General features: G+C 42.3%; 17 protein-coding genes and 1 pseudogene. 16 read left to right on the top strand and 2 right to left on the bottom strand.

Annotated elements, in window-relative coordinates:
* The first annotated feature begins 26 nt into the window (after window positions 1-26).
* The 16 genes and pseudogenes from AC0NBN_RS09945 to AC0NBN_RS09870 all read left to right on the top strand — a co-directional run bounded on the left by AC0NBN_RS09945 (window position 27) and on the right by AC0NBN_RS09870 (window position 15,644).
* Window positions 27-887, top strand: coding sequence for a universal stress protein (locus tag AC0NBN_RS09945; protein ID WP_052769096.1), 861 nt, complete (start codon window positions 27-29; stop codon window positions 885-887).
* 10 nt (window positions 888-897) lie between these two features.
* Window positions 898-1,728, top strand: coding sequence for a universal stress protein (locus tag AC0NBN_RS09940; protein ID WP_002978197.1), 831 nt, complete (start codon window positions 898-900; stop codon window positions 1,726-1,728).
* An 8-nt stretch (window positions 1,729-1,736) separates the two neighbouring features.
* Window positions 1,737-2,567, top strand: a pseudogene (locus AC0NBN_RS09935) (RteC domain-containing protein).
* Between the two features lie 115 nt (window positions 2,568-2,682).
* The gene (locus AC0NBN_RS09930) at window positions 2,683-3,246 is read left to right on the top strand and encodes a helix-turn-helix domain-containing protein (RefSeq protein WP_024566623.1); all 564 of its coding nucleotides are present in this window, start codon (window positions 2,683-2,685) and stop codon (window positions 3,244-3,246) included.
* Between the two features lie 88 nt (window positions 3,247-3,334).
* On the top strand, window positions 3,335-5,746 hold the full coding sequence (locus AC0NBN_RS09925; RefSeq protein ID WP_160812517.1) for a heavy metal translocating P-type ATPase: 2,412 nt from the start codon (window positions 3,335-3,337) through the stop codon (window positions 5,744-5,746).
* A gap of 99 nt (window positions 5,747-5,845) precedes the next feature.
* Window positions 5,846-6,067, top strand: a complete 222-nt coding sequence (locus tag AC0NBN_RS09920) for a heavy-metal-associated domain-containing protein (protein ID WP_024566625.1) — start codon at window positions 5,846-5,848, stop codon at window positions 6,065-6,067.
* 282 nt (window positions 6,068-6,349) lie between these two features.
* On the top strand, window positions 6,350-6,529 hold the full coding sequence (locus AC0NBN_RS09915; RefSeq protein ID WP_034735070.1) for a hypothetical protein: 180 nt from the start codon (window positions 6,350-6,352) through the stop codon (window positions 6,527-6,529).
* A gap of 268 nt (window positions 6,530-6,797) precedes the next feature.
* Window positions 6,798-7,673, top strand: a complete 876-nt coding sequence (locus AC0NBN_RS09910; RefSeq protein ID WP_047094735.1) for a DUF3347 domain-containing protein — start codon at window positions 6,798-6,800, stop codon at window positions 7,671-7,673.
* 32 nt (window positions 7,674-7,705) lie between these two features.
* A complete protein-coding gene (locus AC0NBN_RS09905; RefSeq protein WP_228463925.1) occupies window positions 7,706-7,993 on the top strand; it encodes a phosphoribosylpyrophosphate synthetase in 288 nt (95 codons plus the stop codon).
* 18 nt (window positions 7,994-8,011) lie between these two features.
* Complete coding sequence (locus AC0NBN_RS09900; protein WP_047094736.1) at window positions 8,012-10,132, top strand: heavy metal translocating P-type ATPase; 2,121 nt, start codon at window positions 8,012-8,014, stop codon at window positions 10,130-10,132.
* A gap of 6 nt (window positions 10,133-10,138) precedes the next feature.
* Window positions 10,139-10,804 carry a DUF3347 domain-containing protein gene (locus AC0NBN_RS09895; RefSeq protein ID WP_002993266.1) on the top strand — a complete coding sequence of 222 codons (666 nt, stop codon included), beginning with the start codon at window positions 10,139-10,141 and terminating at the stop codon, window positions 10,802-10,804.
* 11 nt (window positions 10,805-10,815) lie between these two features.
* Entirely contained in the window at window positions 10,816-11,340 is a 525-nt protein-coding gene (locus AC0NBN_RS09890) for a DUF305 domain-containing protein (protein WP_002993268.1), read from the top strand.
* A 26-nt stretch (window positions 11,341-11,366) separates the two neighbouring features.
* Window positions 11,367-11,786, top strand: a complete 420-nt coding sequence (locus AC0NBN_RS09885) for a hypothetical protein (RefSeq protein WP_047094737.1) — start codon at window positions 11,367-11,369, stop codon at window positions 11,784-11,786.
* 32 nt (window positions 11,787-11,818) lie between these two features.
* Window positions 11,819-12,274 carry a heme-binding domain-containing protein gene (locus AC0NBN_RS09880; protein WP_047094738.1) on the top strand — a complete coding sequence of 152 codons (456 nt, stop codon included), beginning with the start codon at window positions 11,819-11,821 and terminating at the stop codon, window positions 12,272-12,274.
* 13 nt (window positions 12,275-12,287) lie between these two features.
* Window positions 12,288-14,561 carry a multicopper oxidase domain-containing protein gene (locus tag AC0NBN_RS09875; protein WP_160812518.1) on the top strand — a complete coding sequence of 758 codons (2,274 nt, stop codon included), beginning with the start codon at window positions 12,288-12,290 and terminating at the stop codon, window positions 14,559-14,561.
* A 261-nt stretch (window positions 14,562-14,822) separates the two neighbouring features.
* The gene (locus tag AC0NBN_RS09870) at window positions 14,823-15,644 is read left to right on the top strand and encodes an RteC domain-containing protein (RefSeq protein ID WP_160812519.1); all 822 of its coding nucleotides are present in this window, start codon (window positions 14,823-14,825) and stop codon (window positions 15,642-15,644) included.
* Between the two features lie 6 nt (window positions 15,645-15,650).
* Here the strand turns inward: AC0NBN_RS09870 and AC0NBN_RS09865 are convergent, their stop codons facing one another.
* Window positions 15,651-21,089 carry an N-6 DNA methylase gene (locus tag AC0NBN_RS09865; protein ID WP_160812520.1) on the bottom strand — a complete coding sequence of 1,813 codons (5,439 nt, stop codon included), beginning with the start codon at window positions 21,087-21,089 and terminating at the stop codon, window positions 15,651-15,653.
* The gene (locus tag AC0NBN_RS09860) at window positions 21,076-21,513 is read right to left on the bottom strand and encodes a DUF1896 domain-containing protein (protein ID WP_047094741.1); all 438 of its coding nucleotides are present in this window, start codon (window positions 21,511-21,513) and stop codon (window positions 21,076-21,078) included. The genes AC0NBN_RS09865 and AC0NBN_RS09860 overlap by 14 nt, the downstream gene beginning before the upstream one ends.
* Window positions 21,514-21,642 lie beyond the last annotated feature (129 nt).

Raw genomic sequence — 21,642 nt, 5'->3', positions numbered from 1 at the left:
CCATTAAAAACAATAAAAATAAACAGATGAAAAAAATACTTTTTCTGACAGATTTTTCAGAAGTAGCAAAGAACGCATTTTTATATGCCCTATCGCTTGCAGATAATTTTAACTCGGAATTGCACATACTGCATATTACACCTATTATTGAACCGAAGACGGACGAGGAACGCTATCGGGTACACCCTTTGGCACAGATGTTCAACGATTCGCTGGAAAATGATGAGTGGAACGAATTTAAGACAGAAGCAAAAAAATTGGAGCAGTTGGCTCATAACAACAATAAGCTCCACGTTCCCGTAGAGTTCCATTTTGAAAATGGCTATTTCCAAGATGTAATTGAGAGCCATATCGTAGAAAAATCAATTGACCTGATTGTAATGGGTACGTCGGGGAATAACACTATAGACAAAAAACTGTTCGGCTCGCACGCAGTGAGGCTGATTGACAGTGGTTTTGATATACCGATATTGGCAGTGCCTGCAAAAGCCGTTTTTACCTCTACGGGGGCGTTTGCCGCTGCGGTAATGCTCGTTGAAAATGAATGTGTCATTATCAGGCGGATTGCCACAAAACTCTCCCCGTCAGAGACACCTTTAAAATGTGTACACATAGTCGATACAGAAGAAAAAGCTATGGCTGCACAACAAAAGAAAGCACATTGGCTTACAAATTTTGAGGGTCTTGATGTTCAGGTGGATATTGTTATTGATACGGATATAGAAGACGGCTTGACAAAGTATGTAGAAGATAACTATATCAATATCCTAAGCATCATACATAGACAATTACCCTTTATGAAAAGATTGTTCAATATAAACCATAGTAAAAGGCTGCTACGTCTTTCTGAAACGGCAATGCTGATATATAATGTAGAAGATAAATAAAACATTTGTTATGGAAATAAAACCAAAAATTCTTTTGCCTGTTGATTTTTATTCAACATCAGACAATACTTTCTTATATGCAATAGCATTTGCAGAACAGTTCAATGCAGATGTTCATATACTAACCGTGTTGGAAGATACGGCTGAACCGGAACAAAACAATCAATTCAGAAAAGGGCTGAAAGAACGTGAAATAGAACTGTTCTATCAACAGATAAAAAGCTATAAGAATACTTCGGAAGTAAACCTTTCTTTCGGACTGACAAAGGAAAGTTTCACGGACGCAATCATTAACTATTTACAGAACAACGCGATAGATTTCCTGATAATCGGATATGACACCAACGGAATAAAATCCAATTCACAAATTAGGCAGGAAATATCAGAGAAGAATTATAAAGTCAATGTGCCGATTATCATCGTTCCGGAAAAAGCTACTTTCAGTATAGAAAACAATATCGCTTTCGATGTACGACTACATAGTGAAGAATGTGAATTATTGAAAAAGCTCGCCGTTGATTTCAACAAAAAAGGCAGGTTAGTGCATTGTATACATATAGCAGACTCCCAAAAATCGTTTAACGAGGCAGTAGCTAAAAAAGATGCTTGGCTGAATAAGATTAATCAGACCAACCTAAGTTTGGATATACTCTTATCCAAAAATATAATGAACGGGCTAAAGAAGATAATTGAGAAATATAATATTCAGGTGCTCACTATGATAAACAGTTCTGCTAATGAAATCCAGACCTTGCTAAGAACACAGGTGGAAGCCCTTACTGTGCTAAGTCCCAAAGCAGTTTATGTTTATATTTCTACTAATCAAAGAATTGATTTTTAAATGGTATTATGCTGGATAAATTTTATAATGAAACACTACATAAACTGGAAACGGCTATCAACGAATTGGAGATTGAAGCAGATAATTGCTCGATACAACGAGTTGAAGCCATAATTCAACTTATTATCCAAACCCTGTCCAAATTAAAGGAGTATGTTTTAAAACGAGGGTTTAAAAATACTGATGAGGAAATCCATTTTTTCAAACATCAGAAACCTGTCATTGTTTCAAAGCTGATTTATTACAATGCTATCTATAAAATAGAAAGCAAAAAGCCTTATGGTGCAAAGCAGATAAAGAAATTTCTTAACAAAGAATTGAAAAAACTCAAAAAATTCTTTGACAACAATATTGACTTTTACAAGTATTACCGTAGTGGCAATTCTTTTCTTGATGAAAATTTCTTTATTCGTGGAAAACACGATATAAGGATGTGGTTGGATACGTTTTATTTTGAGGCAGACCACCGTTTTTGCACTTCTCACGATTAGAAGGTCGCCAAAATAATTGCCAATGACCTGATACAAGTTTATCTTGAAGACCAGCTAAATAGCAATCATAAAAAGGTATCTGATAGTTCTTCACTCCATTGGACAGGAAGTAAAACGGCATTGACCGAGTTGATTTATGCACTCTACGCACAAGGCGTATTCAACAACGGAAATACCGATATAAAATTGATTGCCAAAACATTTGAAACTGCCTTTAATATTGATTTGGGCGATTTCTATCATACATTTATGGAATTGAAAGCCCGAAAAATAAACCGTACCAAATTCCTCGACAGCCTGTGTGAAGCTCTGATAAAGAAAATGGACGAACAAGATGAAAAACAGTAAGTATATATGTACACAGGCTTTATTCCTCTTGGCAAGAAGTCAGAGTAATTAAACTTAAATTGTAAATTTGTTTATTGCTTATGTATTAAATACTAAACGTAGTCAGTAAATAAATATGAATACAATCTTTATTAAAAATATGGTTTGCGACCGTTGCATTATGGTGGTACAAAACGAATTGGAAAAACTGGGATTAGATGCTAAAAATATAAAACTGGGCGAAGTTATTCTTTCCAAAGAAATAACATCTCTGGAAAAAGAGAATTTGTCCAAAACTTTAGAGCCATTAGGATTTGAAGTAATTGACGATAAAAAAGGCAGGATAATAGAAAAGATAAAGAACATTATCATTGACCTGGTACACCATCAGGATAGTGATGTAAAAACCAACCTTTCCGATGTATTGAGTGACAAATTGCATCACGATTACAATTACCTGTCCAATCTGTTTTCAGAGGTAGAGGGTACAACCATTGAAAAATACTTTATCGCCCAAAAGGTTGAAAAAGTAAAAGAATTGTTGGTGTATGATGAGTTGTCATTAAGTGAGATTGCGAACCGCCTAAATTATTCGAGCGTGGCATATTTGAGTAACCAGTTTAAAAAAGTTACCGGGCTAACACCAAGCCATTTCAAACAGATTAAAGAGGATAAAAGAAAACCGTTGGATAAAGTGTAAGTAAATCTTACAAATCAAATCCAAAATTTCACACCAGTACCCATAAATATAATAGCCAATTTTGTATTGTAAATTAAAGCAGGCAAATATGGCGACAAACAGAGAAAATATATACATTCCATTGGAGGATGTAGAAAGCGAACACTGTGCATTAATCGTTGAAAAGGGATTGGCACAGGTAAAAGGTGTAGAAACCCATAAAGTAGAGCTGAACAACCGAAGGGCAGCGATTACAGTAGATAGCAATGAAACCGTAGGCGAGGCTGTTAAGGCAATTAAAGATTTAGGTTACGGAGTTCCTACGGTTAAAAGTGCTTTTCCGGTATTGGGCATGACCTGTGCATCCTGTGCGGGCAGTGCCGAAAGCATTGTGAAATACCAACCGGGAGTAGTTAATGCTTCCGTGAACTTTGCAACGGGCAATCTTACCGTGGAATATCTGCCCAATATGACCGATGCCTCCACCTTGCAAAAAGCGGTTCAGGGAGTAGGTTACGACCTATTGGTTGAAGACGAAACCAAGCAGCAGGAAACGCTCGAAGCCATCCACGAAAAGAAATTCCGAACCTTGAAAAACAAGACCATTTGGGCAATTATCCTTTCCCTGCCCGTGGTAATCATAGGAATGTTCTTTATGGATATGCCCTATGCAGACCCGATAATGTGGCTCTTTTCCACGCCCGTTGTAATATGGTTGGGCAGGGATTTTTTTGTAAACGCTTGGAAGCAGGCAAAGCACCGTTCCGCCAATATGGATACGCTGGTGGCATTGAGTACAGGTATTGCCTACCTGTTCAGTGTTTTCAATATGCTGTTTGCCGACTTTTGGCATCAACGGGGACTGCATGCTCACGTATATTTTGAAGCGGCTGCCGTTATTATCGCATTCATCCTCTTGGGAAAACTGCTGGAAGAAAGAGCCAAAGGCAACACCTCTTCAGCCATTAAGAAGCTGATGGGCTTGCAGCCAAAAACGGTCATCGTGGTACAGGCGGACGGAACGGAAAAGCAGACCGCTATCGAAGACTTAAGCGCAGGCGATGTGATACTCGTAAAGCCCGGTGAAAAGATTGCGGTAGACGGCATGGTCATATCGGGCAATTCGTATGTAGATGAAAGTATGCTAAGCGGCGAGCCTGTACCTGTATTGAAGAAAGAGAACGAAAAAGTATTTGCAGGAACGATTAACCAAAAAGGCAGTTTTCAATTCAAGGCGGTAAAAGTGGGCAAAGAAACCATGCTTGCCCACATCATCAAAATGGTACAAGATGCACAAGGAAGTAAAGCACCTGTACAAAAATTGGTAGATAAGATCGCTGGTATTTTTGTTCCTGTGGTTATCGGTATCGCTATCCTTACATTCATTTTATGGTTCATTTTAGGCGGTGAGAATGGCGTAGTTCAAGGATTGTTAGCTGCCGTTACTGTATTAGTTATCGCTTGTCCTTGTGCATTAGGCTTGGCTACGCCTACGGCTATTATGGTAGGCGTTGGTAAAGGTGCAGAACAAGGTATCTTAATAAAAGATGCCGAAAGTTTGGAATTGGCAAAAAAAGTAAATGCTATTATACTGGATAAAACAGGCACGATCACCGAGGGAAGACCCGAGGTAACAGATGTTGAATGGCTGGACAATAACGATGCTACCAAAGATATTCTATTGAGTATAGAAAAACAATCCGAACACCCGCTGGCAGAAGCATTAGTGAAAAACCTGCAAGGTGTTTCAACTACTTCACTAACCCACTTTGACAGTATCACCGGCAAAGGAGCGAAAGCCGACCACAAAAACGAAACTTACTATGTAGGTAATAAAAAATTGTTAGCTGAAAACAATATCAGCATTGACGCACAACTACAACAAAAAGCAGATGAATGGGGCAAACAGTCCAAAACTGTTATTTGGTTCGCAAACAGTAAACAAGCTCTTTCGGTGGTTGCAATTTCAGACAAAATCAAAGAAACATCAGCGGCGGCAATCAAGGAAATACAGGATATGGGCATCGATCTGTATATGCTGACCGGAGACAACGAAGCGACCGCAAAAGCTATTGCTTCACAAACAGGCATCAAGCATTACAAAGCGGAAGTGCTACCACAGCATAAAGCAGACTTTGTAAAAAAATTGCAAGCACAGGGCAAAGTGGTAGCAATGGTTGGCGACGGTATCAACGACAGCACCGCATTGGCAACAGCCGATGTAAGTATCGCAATGGGCAAAGGCAGCGACATCGCAATGGACGTAGCCAAGATGACCATCATTTCATCCGACCTTACAAAAATACCGCAGGCAATACGCTTGTCCAAACAGACCGTAGCCACCATCAAGCAAAACCTGTTCTGGGCGTTTATCTACAATGTAATCGGCATTCCAGTAGCGGCAGGCATCCTTTACCCTGTTAACGGCTTCCTGCTCAACCCGATGATTGCGGGTGCGGCAATGGCATTGAGCAGCGTGAGCGTGGTCAGTAACAGTCTGCGGTTGAAGTGGAAGAAATAAAACAGTAAATCTCACAAATCAAACAAGAAATTACACAACAATACTGAACTGAATAGTACGGAAATTTGCATTATCAGATAACTCTAAAATTTATTAACAATGGAAAATAAACAATTTCAATTCAAGACGAACATCAATTGTGGCGGTTGTATCGCATCTGTAAAACCGCACTTGGACAAGGCAGAGGGCATATGCCATTGGGAAGTGGACACGGCCAACAAGGACAAGGTACTTACAGTGAAGTCCGAGGGCATTACCGAGCAGGAAGTAATATCGACCGTACAAAAGGCAGGCTTCAAAATAGAACCTTTGAATGCCTAAGCCAACTACCTTTTGAAATGTCCTTTTTCCGACCGAATTTTCTGAAGGTTGGGTTGCCGAAAAAGGCATTTCATCAAATCCTGAAGAAAGAGGATATCTTGTTGTGGTCGTAACATTGTTTGTTTATATAGAGAAATTTTGCCTATATAGCAAAAAAAATTGTAAAAACAATATAAAAAACCAATCTTATTTGTAACTTTGTTGAGTTGAAAAATTATAGAATACATATAGGTATTTTGACACTCTTCTGTCTGGTTTTCTTTATGATACCAAGCCAGAGTTTTGCCTGTTCCAAAAATTCAACAAAGACCGAGCAGTCTTTCAGCTCAAAGGAGAAATCCAAAAAATCAGAACATAAAAAAGGTTGCAAGAGCAAATCCTGTAAAAAATGCAAAAGTGACAAATGCGGGGGCGGTTGTTCCCACAGCTCTTGCAGGTGCGGTGCTTCAACCACTTCCCTAAATGTCCCAACCATAATCGAATTAAAGGCAAAAAATCACTTAGCAGCAGCTAAAAAGCAAAAATTCGGTTTCAAAGAAGCCTACTATTCTTCGGGATTTTTCTTCATTTGGCTACCTCCTAAAATAAGCTAAAACTATGGCCTGATAGCCATAGGTGTGCCTTGTCAAAAGCTATTCCGGCTTTTGCAAATCCCCTATTTGTATCATTTACTTAAAATTTAAAACAGAAACGGGTTTATCAATCCCCCGTTTCTCAAAATGTAATTATTATGAAATCATTATCAAAAATAGTGATGGTAATCGCCGTGTTACTATCATCAATAAACGGCTTCGCACAAATCAAGAATGCGAAAACAGAAACCGTAAAGATTTACGGCAATTGTGGTATGTGCAAAACCACCATCGAAAAAGCAGGTAACGTAAAAAAGGTAGCCAGCGTGGACTGGAACAAAGATACCAAGATGGCTACGCTCACCTATGACGGCGACAAAACAAATCAGGATGAAATCCTGAAACGTATTGCTTTGGCTGGTTATGACAGTGAGAAGTTCCGTGCGCCGGATGACGTATATGCTAAACTGGCTGGTTGCTGCCAGTATGATAGACCCGTGAAGACGGTTGCCAAAAACAAGGAGGCGGGAATGGACATGAATGCCGGACATGGCAATCACGACCATAGTCAAATGGCAGCTAACAAAGATGCAGCCCAAAACCAATCACAGCTAAAGGCTGTATTTGACAACTACTTTTCAGTGAAAGATGCTTTGATAAAAACCGATGCGGCGACCGCATCTGCCAAAGCCGCTGAATTGGCTGTATCCCTTAAAGCAGTCGATATGAATAAGCTATCGGCAGAGGAACATACGGCTTGGATGAAAGTGATGCAGGACTTGACGGCCAATGCGGAAAGCATTTCAAAATCAAAAGATGTTGCAAAACAAAGAAGTGCTTTTGCGGCACTTTCGGGAAGCATCTACACACTGGCCAAAGTGTCTAAACAGGATACTCCCGTTTATTACCAGCACTGCCCTATGTACAACGGAGGTAAGGGAGCCAATTGGCTAAGTAAAGAGAATGCTGTTAAAAACCCATATTACGGCTCACAGATGCTTACCTGCGGCAGTACGGTCGAAACCATTAAATAACAGGTCTGAAAGCTATGGTACAGTACAATGACATGGTGCAGGCGCTTAAAGACCTAAGACAGCGTGGATACAGTATGGACTTTAGTCTGTTGCCGGACTGTCTGTACTGTACGTCAAGGAGCCTGAAACTAAAACCGGAGGATTTTACGGTTACGGAAACTCATAGGTTTGAAAGCCTCGACAGCAGTCCTGATAACAATGCCGTAATTTATGCCATATCGTCTAATGATAGTAAGAATAAAGGCGTACTTGTTGATGCCTATGGTACTTATGCCGAAGAAATGACCCATGAGATGGCAAAAAAATTAAGTGCAACATAACTTTTAAAACCCCTTGTTATGAAAAAATATACTTGTCCTATGCACCCACAGGTGCTAAAAGACGAACCGGGCAAATGCCCGCTCTGTGGCATGGCATTGGTTCCCGTTGGCGGTGCGTCAGTTTCTCATGAACACACATCAGAACATGGGCATTCCGGGCATTCTCAACATGGCCATGCTGACGAAAACTTTAACAAACATGAGGGACATCATACAGGTGATTTCCTCACTCGTTTTTGGATAAGCCTTGTCATTACAATCCCTATACTGCTCCTGTCGCACATGATACAGCAATGGTTAGGTTTCTCGCTTGCTTTCAATGGCGATAAATATGTGTTGCTGGCATTGGGTACGGTGATTTATTGCTATGGAGGCTTACCATTCCTAAAGGGAATGATTGGCGAGGTGAAAGCCAAAGCCATAGGGATGATGACACTTGTTGCTATCGCCATATCCGTAGCCTATGTCTATTCCGTAGCCGTTGTATTTGGCTTGCAGGGTATGGATTTCTTTTGGGAACTGGCAACCCTAATTGACATCATGCTGTTAGGGCATTGGCTGGAAATGCGTTCCCAAATGGCTGCTTCACGGGCTTTGCAATCATTGGTTGCTTTGCTGCCTAACGATGTCACGGTGGAGCGAAACGGAGAAGCGGTAAAAATAAAGCTTGAAGACCTGCAAAGCGGTGAAACGGCTATCATAAAACCGGGTGAAAAAATTCCAGCCGATGGATTGGTACTGGAGGGGCTTTCGTATATCAACGAGAGCATGCTTACCGGAGAAAGTGTTCCCGTAAAAAAGGAAAAAGACGGAAAGGTCATCGCAGGCTCTATCAATGGCGATGGTGCGCTGAAAGTCAAGGTAACAGCCGTGGGAAAAGACAGCTACCTGAACAGGGTTATCAATCTTGTGCAGGAAGCGCAGGCTACCAAGTCTAATACACAGAACCTTGCGGACAAAGTTGCCAAATGGCTCACCTTTATTGCCATTGCCGTTGGCATAGGCACATTTGCCTATTGGTATGCAAGCAGTGGAGATATTGCCTTTGCGCTTGAAAGAATGGTGACGGTGATGGTAACGGCCTGCCCGCACGCATTGGGCGTGGCTATCCCGTTGGTGGTCGCCATTTCCACAACGCTTTCGGCGACCAATGGCCTGCTCATCCGCAACCGTACGGCATTTGAAACCACCCGCAAACTTTCCACCGTCATTTTTGATAAGACCGGAACGCTCACCAAAGGTTCCCATGCAGTAGAAAAGGTTATACCGTTAACGGATGAATATAATGCCGATGAGGTTATCCAGTATGCTGCCGCAGTACAGCAAAATTCGGAACACCATATCGCCAAAGGCATTATGGCTACATTGAAAGAAAAGAGCCTTGCCTTATGGAAGTCTGAAAACTTCAGCTATATGCAGGGCATAGGTGTTAAAGGTGTTGTGAACGGGAAAAATGTCGTAGCTGGCGGCCCGAATTATTTCACCGAAAACCACCTTTCCCTGCCGGAAATACCAAGCGAAATCAATCAGGAAGCCGAAACGGTCAACTTTGTCCTCATTGATGACCGGGTAATCGGCATCATTACTTTGGCAGACAGCATCCGTGAAGGTTCGGCACAGGCGATTGAGGAACTCAAAAAAATGGGCATCAAGTCCTTTCTGCTCACCGGGGACAACGACAGGATTGCTGCTGCCGTAGCCGGAAAATTGGGTATGGACGGGTATTTGGCCAATGTGCTTCCGCATAACAAGCAGGAGAAAGTAAAGGAGTTTCAGGCAAAAGGCGAAATCGTAGCAATGACTGGTGATGGTGTAAATGATGCACCTGCACTGGCACAGGCAGATGTTGGAATTGCCGTGGGTTCCGGTACGGACGTGGCTGCCGAAACAGCGGATATCATATTGGTAGACAGCGACCCGAGGGATGTGGTCAAACTGATTGACTTCGGCAAACTTACCTACAAAAAGATGGTACAGAACCTGATATGGGCGGTTGGCTACAACGTGGTGGCAATACCGCTTGCGGCAGGCGTACTCTATCCGAATTTTGTTTTAAGTCCCGCTATGGGTGCTGTGCTGATGAGTGTAAGCACCATTGTAGTGGCTATTAACGCAAGTTTTTTAAAAATCAAAAAATAAATAAAAATGAAAAATCTAACATTATCAATCATTGCTGTTATCATGGCATTTGTAACAGTATCATGCAATCAGGCATCCAACAAAAACGAGCAGTCTTCAAGTGATACTGCTGTTGTATCACAAGAACAGTCAGCTTCCCAACCAAAAGAGGATGATACGGTAGCTGCGCCCGTTGTGAGTGAAACTCCGAGCGGTCAGGAAGCAAAAGCAACAGGAAAAGAAGAAGCAAAAAACTTTTCTATTGCGCCCATAGTTACCGATTATCTGTCCTTAAAGAACGCCCTTGTTTCGGACGATGACAAAGCTGCCGCCAGTTCAGGGAAAAAGCTGTTAGCTACCCTGAATAAAGTGGACATGAAAGCCGTTCCTGCTGATAAGCACAAAAAGTACATGGACATAGCGGACGATGCTAAAGAACACGCAGAACATATCGGGGAAAATGTTGGCAACATTCACCACCAGCGGGAACATTTAGCCTCGCTTGGCGAAGATTTGAAAGACCTGATTGATTTGTTCGGTACATCGCAAACATTGTATCAAGACCATTGCCCGATGTTCAATGACGGTAAGGGTGCTGTTTGGTTTAGCGAAAACAAGGAAATCAAAAACCCTTACTACGGCTCTAAAATGCTGACCTGCGGTAAGGTGGAAAAAACAATTAACAGCAAATAAAATTCAGGGTTATGGAAAATATGCAAAACAGTCACCATGCGGGTCATTCCTCGGAGCATGGCACGCACAATACAAAACATGCTTCGGCCATGTACAAACGCTTTGCGGTGATGGCTGTCGCAATGTTCGCAGTGATGTATTTTATCATGTACGCCATGATTGACGGGTGGCAGAACCTGATACCCAATATCAACAATTTGTACATGACCCTGCTGATGACCTCGGCAATGCTGCTTATCGAATTAGCGATAATGAAAGTAATGTACCCCAACAGGAAGATGAATTGGGCGATAGCCATCATCTCGGTTGCTGTTGGCATCTTTTCATGGTTTGGTATCAGGGAACAAATCAATGTCGGGGACAAGCAGTTTGCAAAGGGTATGATACCCCATCACGCAGCAGCCATATTGATGTCCGAAAAGGCACACCTGACCGACCCGGAACTGATAGAGCTGCAAAAAAATATACTTAAAACCCAAGCGGAAGAAATTGAACTAATGAAGCGCAAGCTAAAAGAGTTTGAAGAAAGTAAATAATAAAATTTAAAAAAACAAGTTTCGACATGAGCAAAATAATAATTGGCTTTATTTCCTTATCAGCCCTGCTATTCACCGCTTGCGGGCAGGCAGGGTCAAATAAGGATGAAGCGGCACAGCATCATTCGCAGGCAACTCCGGAAAGCCACGGGCATAGTACCCAAATAGGTGAATTGGTTCCATCGGATGAAGTCTGCATGGTCAACGATGCCTATATGGGCAAAAAGCAGTTTGACGTAAAATTTGACGGTAAAATATATTACGGGTGCTGCGAAATGTGCAAAGAGCGTATTCCAAAAGATGCCACCGTGCGGATGGCGATAGACCCCTATTCCCATAAGCAGGTGGACAAAGCTGTTGCGGTGATTGCTGTGACAGGGAATAACGGTGAAGTTTCCTATTTTGAAAACAAGGGGAATTATGCCAAGTATGTGAAAAAACAGTAGACACAAAAAGATGAAGCCACAATAAAATAATTATGACCATAAAGAAGAAAATCATATTGGGGCTGGCTGTCGTCCTGATTGCCATACAGTTCTTTCAGCCCTTACGGAACCAGGCGGTTGAAGTGCCAGCCACCCATATTGAAAGGGTGTACGCCGTACCCCAAAATGTAAAGGCTATCCTTGTCCAGTCCTGTTACGACTGCCACAGCAACAATACCCGATACCCGTGGTATAGCCGTATCCAACCCGGCGCATGGTATATGGCAGAACATATCAAAAAAGGAAAAGACGAACTTAACTTTAGCGAGTTTGGCGACTATTCTGCCCGCAGACGCCGAAATAAGTTTAGGTCGATGGCCGGACAAATAAAGGACGGGGAAATGCCATTGTCGTCATATACGCTAATTCATCGCAATGCAGTATTGTCACCGGAGGATAAGCAGGTTTTGATAGCGTGGTTTGGCACAATGGAAGACAGCATTAAATAAAATTTTTCAACGAATGAACAGATATAAAAAAATACCCATAAGAATATTGCAAACAGTGCTGATACTGCTTTGCACGCAAACGCTGTTTGCACAGAGAGTAGTGCATTACGAGCTGTATGTAAAAGATACACTTGTCAACTATGCAGGTAAGCAAAAAAGGGCGATTGCCGTAAACGGGCAAATCCCCATGCCCACCCTTACCTTTACCGAGGGCGACACTGCCGAAATAGTGGTGCACAACCAATTGAAAGAAAGCACATCACTGCACTGGCATGGTGTGTTCCTGCCCAATAAAGAAGACGGTGTGCCCTGGCTTACGCAAAAGCCCATCGCACCGGGTACAACCTACACCTACCGTTTTCCGATTATCCAGCATGGCACGCACTGGTATCATTCGCACTCAGGCTTGCAGGAGCAGATAGGCATGTACGGTAGTTTTATCATGAAAAAAAGAGGCGACGATAAAACCTTTAGAAAAGGAATTGACGATTTGCCGACCGTCCCGATTATATTAAGTGAGTGGACAAATCTTAACCCGGATAACATCAACCGTATGCTACACAATGCAAATGATTGGGCGGCCATTAAGAAAGGTGCTACGCAATCGTACGTTGAAGCTATTAAGGAGGGAAAATTAGGCGTAAAGGTAAAAAATGAGTGGAAACGGATGCTGGCGATGGATGTCAGTGATGTGTACTATGATAAAATCCTAATAAATGGTAGCCATAGCACCGATTTGAAAACAATTGGTGGTAAAAAGCTAAAAGCAGGTGACAAAGTCAGATTACGCGTTTCCAATGGCGGGGCGTCTTCGTATTTCTGGCTAAGATATGCTGGAGGGAAAATTACAGTAGTAGCTAATGATGGGAATGATGTTGAGCCTGTAGAGGTGGACAGGTTAATCATTGCCGTTTCTGAAACTTACGATATTGTAGTGACTATCCCTCAAGATGGTTTGGCTTACGAGTTCTTAGCAACAACCGAAGACAGGACACAATCTGCGAGTTACTTTATAGGTGATGGGGTCAAACAGCTTATTTCTCCACTCCCACGATTGAAGTATTTCGAGGGGATGAAGATGATGAACGATATGATGAAAATGAATGGCGATTTGAACGATATGGGCATGAAGATGAGCCTTAACCAAATGGACATGAATGTAGTGATGTATCCCGAAATTACCGGAGATGCAACAAAAAAAGCAGACCACAGTAAGCATGAGGGTATGGATATGGATAACGACGCTAACCGTTACAACGCTAATGCCTTGGGAGACATCAAAACATTAAATTATGCTATGTTGCAATCACCTTATAACACCTCTCTTCCAAATGATGCGCCTGTAAAAGAGTTGAAATTCACACTTACTGGCAACATGAACCGCTATGTATGGAGCATGGATAATAAAATACTTTCGGAAACTGACAAAATACCTGTAAAAAAAGGAGAAATTCTACGGATTACCATTTATAATAATTCAATGATGCGGCATCCAATGCATCTTCACGGATTTGATTTCAGGGTGATAAACGGAAAAGGCGAAAAATCGCCGCTTAAAAATGTGTTGGATATCATGCCTATGGAAACAGATACCATTGAGTTTTTAGCAAATGAGGAGGGTGATTGGTTCTTTCATTGCCATATATTATATCACATGATGGCGGGAATGAACAGGGTCTTTGAAGTTGGAGACTACAATAACCCCTATCTACCCGACAAGGCAAAAGCCTATAAAGAATTGCAAAGAGAAAGTAATATGCCTCATTTTATGGCACAAAACGATTTTGCAACCAATGGTAATGATGGAGAAGCTATGCTAATGAATGCACGCTACCAATTAGGAACAGAATGGCGTTTAGGCTATAATAGTATGCACGGTTATGAAGTAGAAACCCATTTAGGTAGATACATTGGAAAGATGCAATGGTTCATGCCCTTTGTAGGTTTTGATTACCGCTACCGTAAAATGGGAGAAGATGAACACGAAAAGAACATATTTGGACAAACCAACAAGAAAGACACCCGCAGGGCGTTCAGTTTAGGGTTTATGTATACGTTACCTATGCTGGTCAATTTTCAGGCAGAAGTATATCATGATGGAATTGTGAGATTGCAGATAATGCGTGAAGATATACCAATTTCAAAAAGACTAAGAGGTGGTTTTATGGTGAATACCGACTTAGAGTATATGGGAGAACTTAGGTATATCATTAATAAGAATATAGGTATACGTACCCACTATGATAGCGATATGGGCTTTGGTGTGGGGCTGGCATTGACTTATTAAAATTAAATAACTAAGGGTTGTAAACTGCATAACCGTAAAAAAATATCGGTAAAAAAAAGGAGGTGATGCAGGTGTAATTCGCAAAGACTAACCTGCATCATACTACAACCCTTTAAAGTATGCAACAAAAATCTATCTATCGTTCCATCATCAATACGGTAGAGGTTGAATTTTTTTAAGCAGTAATTGCATCATAAGCTAATACGAACAGTGTTAGCTTTTCTGTATTAACCAATAATATATTACATCAAAATGAAGCGAATGGATAAATTTTACAATGAAACATATCTTAAATTGGAAACTGCAATCCAGGAACTGGAGATTGAAACCGACTGCCCCATAAAAAGAATTGAAGCCGTTATACACCATATCATACAAAGCCTTGCCGACTTAAAGGACTTTGTACTGAAAAATGACTTTAAGAATATGGAAGAAGAAATCCATTTTTTCAAGTATCAGAAACCTGTTATTGTTTCAAAGCTCATCTACTACAATGCCATCTATAAAATCGAAACAAGAAGACCCTACGGGAACAAGCGTACCAAGAAATATTTTACCAAAGAACTGAAAAAGCTAAAAAGGTTCTTTGAAAACAACCTTGATTTTTACAAGTATTACCGCAGCAATAATTCTTTCGTTGACGAAAAATTCTTTGTGCGTGGCAAGCACGATATAAGGCTGTGGTTAGACACATTTTATTTTGAAGCAGACCATCGTTTTTCTACTACACACGATTATAAGGTTGCCAAGATTATTGCCAATGACCTGATACAAGTTTATTTGGAAGACAGGCTCAATAACATCAATGTGAAAAGGGGTTCGGACAATTCATTGAAATGGACGGCAAGTAAAACGGCACTGACGGAACTCATATATGCACTGTACTCCCACGGTGTATTTAACAATGGGAATACAGACATAAAATTGATAGCTAAAACTTTTGAAGAAGCCTTTAATATTGAGTTAGGCGATTTTTACCACACGTTTATGGAACTGAAAGCCCGTAAGATAAACCGAACCAAATTCCTTGACAGCCTCTGTGAAGCCCTAATAAAAAAAATGGACGAAAAGGACGAAAAGTAACGACTATTATAATACGCCACGAGGTGAATGAACGCCTTTTGTCCGTATAATGCTTTCCTGCACCTTTGGGGCTTCATTCTGCTTTTCTGCCTGCTCCGAAGCATCTTGTTTGGTTTCCGGCGTAATAGATAGCTGTATCTTTCTTTCTACGGCAGCCAGTTCCGTTTTAAGCTCACTCAATCGACTTTCCTTAGCCCAAGTACCGTTAACCACTTCCTGAAGTATCGGCAGGTCTTTTTGTATTTCAGCGATTTTCTCCTGCTCCTGCTTCACAAAGCCCGGCAGTTTTTCCAAAGCCCTTAAAAAATTCATTGCGGCGGTTTCGGGGTCTTTTGCCATCAGACCGTTATTGTAGGTGTACTTGATATTGCCCTCGCCAGTTATAAAAAATCTATTGACCCTTTCGAGTGTTGAATTATCCTTTGGAAGTTCTGTTTTAACCAATAATTGAAACCCGTAGAGGTTGCCTATTTCACGATAGTCGCCTGCCGTGCGGGCTTTGTTCGCAATCTCGTTCAGTTTTGCGCCTATTTGTTTCGGATTTGCATTGGGCGGCAAGCCATCTAACAGCACAGGGTTTTCGATTGTACCGTCCGAACGCTTTTGCAGGCGTTGCTGTAAGTTTTCCCAGTCGGTACTCATCCGGCTCAAACGGGATTGAGTGCTTTGCAACATTTCCATATAATCCTGTACCTTAAATTTGGCACTGGATTTAGAGCGGTTGAACGCCTGCTTTTCGCTTTCCAGTCCGGCAATCTGTTTTTCCAGTTTGGCTTTATCCAACAGGTCTGTATTTCCTGACAGGATTGCCACATATTCCGAAAAGTTCATTCCCGATTTTTCGTCCATACTTCCCTCGTCAATCGTTCTTTTGGTCAGGTTGTTAGTCTTTAACTGGTCGATGAAAAGCTGCTTATTATACAGCAGGTTGAATTTGTAACTGTCCAACGATTTTTCAACTGCATAGATAATCACAGCAACTTTATTATCGGCAAAGAATTTGGCAATCTCATTGCCTTTTCTGATTGCCCGCCCGTCCCTTTGGGCAAGGTCAGACGGTCGCCACGGTGTATCTAAATGATGAACGGCAACAGCTCTTTTCTGTGCGTTTACGCCAGTTCCGAGCATACTTGTAGAACCGAACAGTACACGGATTTTGCCCTCGTTCATTCCGTTGATAAGTTCCTTACGTTGCTTATCATTTTTCGCTTCCTGAATAAACCTTACTTCGTGCGCAGGTATGCCGTGGTCCTCCACGAGTTTGCGTTTTATTTCGGAGTACACGTTCCATTCGCCGGGCTTGTAGGTTCCCAAATCGGAGAAAACGAACTGCGTTCCTTTCTGTGCGTTGAACTGGTTGTAATACTTGGCGATATTTACCGCACAATGCGAAGCCTTGTTGTCGGGATGGTCGTCGTATATACCACTTACCATACGCATATCGAGCGACATCTTACGGGCATAGTCCGTCGCAATGAGCATCTTTGCTTTTTCTTCCCTTTGCGATAATGGTTCTCTACCGAGCAAAGTAGCATCGCCCGTTTTGGCAAACTGCATCAGGCTTTGGATAAAGGCTTCTTGGTCGGGCGTTGGCGGTATGTTGTACAATACCTCGTTCTTAGTGGGGCGGTCAATACCAATATCCTTAGCCGTTCTGTAATCCGTGATTTCAGAATAGAACTGTGCCAGTTCCGGCACTTTGATAAAGTAGCGGAAACGCTCTTTTGCTAAAATATTGTTAGCTACCGAAAATTCATAATCGGTCGTTTTCCGTGCATAGATAGCTGCCCACGCATCAAAGGAATGAATACCCTGTTTTTCCAATGCACGGGGGCGCAGGTATTTAAACAGCAGGTACAATTCCGTTAATGAATTGCTGATGGTTGTACCCGAAAGAAAGGTTGCACCCATATCCGCATTGGTACGCTCCTGAATGGTGCGGATTGCAAACAGCAGGTTCAGTGCCTTTTGGCTGCCGTCCACGTTCCCCAGTCCGGCAACCCGTGTATGACGGGTGTTGAACATCAGGTTTTTGAACTGGTGGCTTTCGTCCACAAACAAATGGTCTATGCCCATCATCTTAAAGTCCACAATATCATCCTTACGGTTTTCAATATCGTGTTGCAGCGTTTTCAGCTTTACTTCAAGATTTTCTTTCCGCTTGATTACCCCGGCGAGCATTCCCCTTGTCACTTCCTTGCCCTGCGATTTCAGGGCATCGAGATTGCGCTCTACGCTGTCCAGTTCTATTTCGAGGATTTCCTTTTGTATTTCGGGCGATTGCGGTATCATTCCGAACTGGTCGTGCGTAAGTATCACGCAATCCCAATCATTATTTTTAATATCCCCGAAAATCCGCAGGCGTTTTTTCGGCGTAAAATCATCAATACCCGGATAAAGGATTTTGGCGTGTGGATAGGCTTTACGGTAGTCTTCGGCAATGGCAGGTATATTTGCTTTCAGCCCGATAATCATCGGCTTATGGGCTAATCCCAAACGCTTCATTTCCTGCGCTGCGGTACACATTATCAGCGTTTTTCCTGCGCCTACTTCGTGGTCGCAGATAGCACCGTTGTTCAGCTTTATCATCCAAACGGTGTCCTTTTGACTTGAATACAGGTCTTCAATGCCTGCTCCCTTGCGGTCTAATCCCGGAAATTCCTGATGGCTTCCGTCATAGTTTGGGCGAACGAAACAATTAAAGGTATCGTTGTACTGGTCGGTCAGCCTGTTTTTAAACTCATCGTTCTGTGCGTGTAGCCAGTCGGTAAAGGCGGTACGGATTTCGTCAATCTTGGTGTTCGCCATTTGTATGGCTTCCATATCCCGTACTTTAACCTCTTGGTCGCCAACCATTACTTTTTTGGTAATATCAGGCGTGGTATTGACAAGGGCGTGTTTAAGCAGGGCAATACCGTCAAACGTGCGGCTTTCCGCTTTGACCGCATATTTTTCCCAAATGTGCATATTGCCCTGATGACACTTTACGGAAAAGTCGTCGGAGCTTTCGGAGTAATGAACCAGTACATCCGCATCGAACAAATGCGAAGCGAAACGGGCATAAATTCCGGTAGGTATCCACCGTTCGCCGAGGTTAAAATCCAGTTCCTCAAATTCGATACGTTTTGGTCGGGCTTCCTCTAAAGCGGTAAGGCTTTCTTTGGCTTCGGTATCATCGGGATAGTTTTCGAGATAGGCTCTTACTTCATCTGCTTTCTCCACCACGTTGCCTGCAATCCAACGTTCGGCTATTTCATATTCCTGTTGTAGCGGATTGTAGAACAACCGCCCGTGCAGGGCTTCTTTCAGGGTATCGGCAGGCAGGCTGCTGATTTCGGACATAAAGTCCAAATCCACATTTCCGTATTTGTTCAGGGAGGCAGCTAAAGCCTCTTCGGGATTGTCGGTTGCTAACGTGGTAGTAGAGAAACTGACCGGACGGCTGAAAATATCCGCTTTATGGATTATGCCGCCAATGACACGCTCCAGATAGGGGATTTCTTTACCTGCACTGTCTGTTTTTATCAGCTTGGCATTGTCGGCAGTATTGAGATTGCCGTATTTTTTGGTAAAGGCATCGTACAGCAGGTTCAGGGTTTCCCGTTCTTCCCTGTGTTCGGTCTGTTTTTCAGCTTCTTTTTGGTACAGGTTGATATAACTGTCCCTTACGGCTATGTAGGCTTCGGCTCTTGCTTTCTGTGCCGACGGCAATTGCAATGGATGAAAGATAGCTTTTTTGTCTTCCTTATCCACCTCTTGCAAATAGCCGACCCAACCGTTATCCACCACAAGGCAATCATTCCGGTGGAATAATTGCAGTTCGCCGCTATACGGAGCAGGTTCAGGAACGGTGTTAATATCGGTAACGGGAATGGCAGTCTTATCAGACTGGCCATTGCCGTTTATTTGTGAAAACAGGTCGCCGATGACTTCCTGTTTTTTGCTGTTTACTTGGCTTTTTCCATTGGTAGCACCATTGGATTTTAGCGGTGTATAAGGTTGCTGCCTGGCACTGCTGAACAGGTCGGGTTGACGACCTATTGTGCCTCTTCTTTTATTACTACTTTGCCTTTTGTTTTGGGTAGTTCTTTTAGGTGGAGCAAGCACCATTACAGGCTCACCCGCACTTTCAAACAGGTCAAAAATGCTTAGTTGTTTTAGTTCCTGTGGGCTTTCCTGATGGACTACCGGAGTGGTTATAAGCTGCGGTTTTTGCTGAACGATTGCAGGGTCTATGACCGGAGGTGTAACCTTTGGTTCAATCGGAATTTGTATCATAGGCTCATCATTGCGTTCGCCTTTGTATAAATTCAAATTCAGATGGTTCCCAAAATCTTCGGAAAGCATTTGTTTCAAATCTTTGGCAATACCCTCAACACCGTCTTTATGCGTATAGATTAAGGCAGGTTGACCGTATGGGTCGGTATCTAATTTTTGGTCGGTATGGATAATTCTTGTACCGTCCTGAAAGAGCGCATTGCCCGGCGTATTGTATTCGGTTGGCTTGCTTTGGCAAAACAGATCTTCCCTGTCGGTCAGATTTTGTTTTGCCGTATTTTTTTGCAGGATAATCAGGTCGCTGCCCACTTCCGTACCTGCATATTCGGTAAACAGATTGTTGGGCAGTCTTACAACCGAAACCAAATTATTATCCTGCATCAACGCCCTGCGTATGGGTTCGTTCTTAGGGCTATTCAGAATGCCCTGCGAAGTGATGTAAGCCAACAAACCACCCTCACGGAGCATATCAGCACCTTTCAGAAAAAAGTAATTGTGTATGCTTCGGGCAGCCTGTTCCTTTGCGCTGTTTCTGCTGCGTGAATAAGAAAGGTCAAATACAGAAGTATCGCCGAACGGTATATTACTGGCGATTATATCATAGTTGTTTTGTTCCCTTTCGGGAATTTCCTCAAAACCGTTGATACGGATATTGCTTTCGGGGTAAAGCTGCTTTAAAATCTTGCCTGTAAGCAAGTCTTTTTCATAAGCGGTAACACTGGTTTTCTGATTTTCCGAAAAGGATTGGATGAATGAACCGATACCTGCGGAGGGTTCGAGGAATTTATCAATGTGCAGACCATTATCCCGCAAGGCAGATGAAATGGCATCTATAACCTTTGGCGGGGTATAAAAAGCCGTCAGCACGGAACTTTTCATACTGTCCACATACCTGCGGTATTGCTTATCGTCTTGGGAATTGTCTTTGAGGAGTTGGTGGAGTTCCTGCGTGAGTGGAAAAAGGTCGTGTTCTGTTTTTCTCCAATGATTGATGTCTATTTCGTTTTCTACGGCGTTCAGAACGAACTTAAGACCGCCAAATCCGCTGTATCGCATCATTAGCAGTCTTTCTCCTACGGTGGCTTGCCGTTTCTCCTTTTCCAGTTTAAAAACAATTCGCAGGGCATCAATATTCTGTTGGAGATGGAACCGCTTACTGAAGCCCATTTTCCTCAATCCATATTGAGATGGTTCCGGTCAGTTCGGTATAGAGTAAATCAAACTCATTTCCGTTGGCGAAATCATCAGTTAATTCATATCCTGCGAAAACAGGCTCACAAACGGGAAACATTTTAAGGGCGAACGGTCGCAGTTCCTCGTCTGCCATTATGGTATCAAATTCATTGCATACCACTTTGAAAACCGTGTCGAACTTGGAGAAGTGCAAGCCCTCAAAAAGTATGTAGTTGGCTATTTCGTCGCATTGCTCAACGGCGTTTCCCGAACGGAAAGCACCCTCATAAGCATTGGCAGCCCACGAAGACCGTTGGTCAATAAATTTTTGGTCGTGTGCCTTTTCGGGAAAGCTGCTGTTTAATAATTCTTGCAGTCGTAATCTGAAATACGACAGGTCTTTTTGCTGTACATCCATACTTATTTTGATTAGAATTTTACTTAAATCCTAAAATTATAAGCAGGAGCAAATGCCTTTGATAATGTTGCAGCGTTTGGCTTTGAAAGGCAGGATTTGGCGATTTACAATAGAAAATTGAACTGATTA

This window comes from Chryseobacterium sp. L12 (assembly GCF_056133985.1).
The sequence above is the reverse complement of the archived record's forward strand: the minus strand, read 5'-3'. Positions and strand labels throughout refer to the sequence as shown.

Excerpts from the sequence above, each read along its gene's own strand:
- AC0NBN_RS09905 (WP_228463925.1), top strand. The coding sequence starts at position 7,706 with ATGGTGCAGGCGCTTAAAGACCTAAGACAGCGTGGATACAGTATGGAC.
- AC0NBN_RS09870 (WP_160812519.1), top strand. The coding sequence starts at position 14,823 with ATGGATAAATTTTACAATGAAACATATCTTAAATTGGAAACTGCAATC.
- AC0NBN_RS09895 (WP_002993266.1), top strand. The coding sequence starts at position 10,139 with ATGAAAAATCTAACATTATCAATCATTGCTGTTATCATGGCATTTGTA.
- AC0NBN_RS09885 (WP_047094737.1), top strand. The coding sequence starts at position 11,367 with ATGAGCAAAATAATAATTGGCTTTATTTCCTTATCAGCCCTGCTATTC.
- AC0NBN_RS09940 (WP_002978197.1), top strand. The coding sequence starts at position 898 with ATGGAAATAAAACCAAAAATTCTTTTGCCTGTTGATTTTTATTCAACA.
- AC0NBN_RS09890 (WP_002993268.1), top strand. The coding sequence starts at position 10,816 with ATGGAAAATATGCAAAACAGTCACCATGCGGGTCATTCCTCGGAGCAT.
- AC0NBN_RS09860 (WP_047094741.1), bottom strand. The coding sequence starts at position 21,513 with ATGGATGTACAGCAAAAAGACCTGTCGTATTTCAGATTACGACTGCAA.
- AC0NBN_RS09930 (WP_024566623.1), top strand. The coding sequence starts at position 2,683 with ATGAATACAATCTTTATTAAAAATATGGTTTGCGACCGTTGCATTATG.
- AC0NBN_RS09910 (WP_047094735.1), top strand. The coding sequence starts at position 6,798 with ATGAAATCATTATCAAAAATAGTGATGGTAATCGCCGTGTTACTATCA.
- AC0NBN_RS09875 (WP_160812518.1), top strand. The coding sequence starts at position 12,288 with ATGAACAGATATAAAAAAATACCCATAAGAATATTGCAAACAGTGCTG.
- AC0NBN_RS09920 (WP_024566625.1), top strand. The coding sequence starts at position 5,846 with ATGGAAAATAAACAATTTCAATTCAAGACGAACATCAATTGTGGCGGT.
- AC0NBN_RS09945 (WP_052769096.1), top strand. The coding sequence starts at position 27 with ATGAAAAAAATACTTTTTCTGACAGATTTTTCAGAAGTAGCAAAGAAC.
- AC0NBN_RS09880 (WP_047094738.1), top strand. The coding sequence starts at position 11,819 with ATGACCATAAAGAAGAAAATCATATTGGGGCTGGCTGTCGTCCTGATT.
- AC0NBN_RS09900 (WP_047094736.1), top strand. The coding sequence starts at position 8,012 with ATGAAAAAATATACTTGTCCTATGCACCCACAGGTGCTAAAAGACGAA.
- AC0NBN_RS09925 (WP_160812517.1), top strand. The coding sequence starts at position 3,335 with ATGGCGACAAACAGAGAAAATATATACATTCCATTGGAGGATGTAGAA.
- AC0NBN_RS09865 (WP_160812520.1), bottom strand. The coding sequence starts at position 21,089 with ATGGGCTTCAGTAAGCGGTTCCATCTCCAACAGAATATTGATGCCCTG.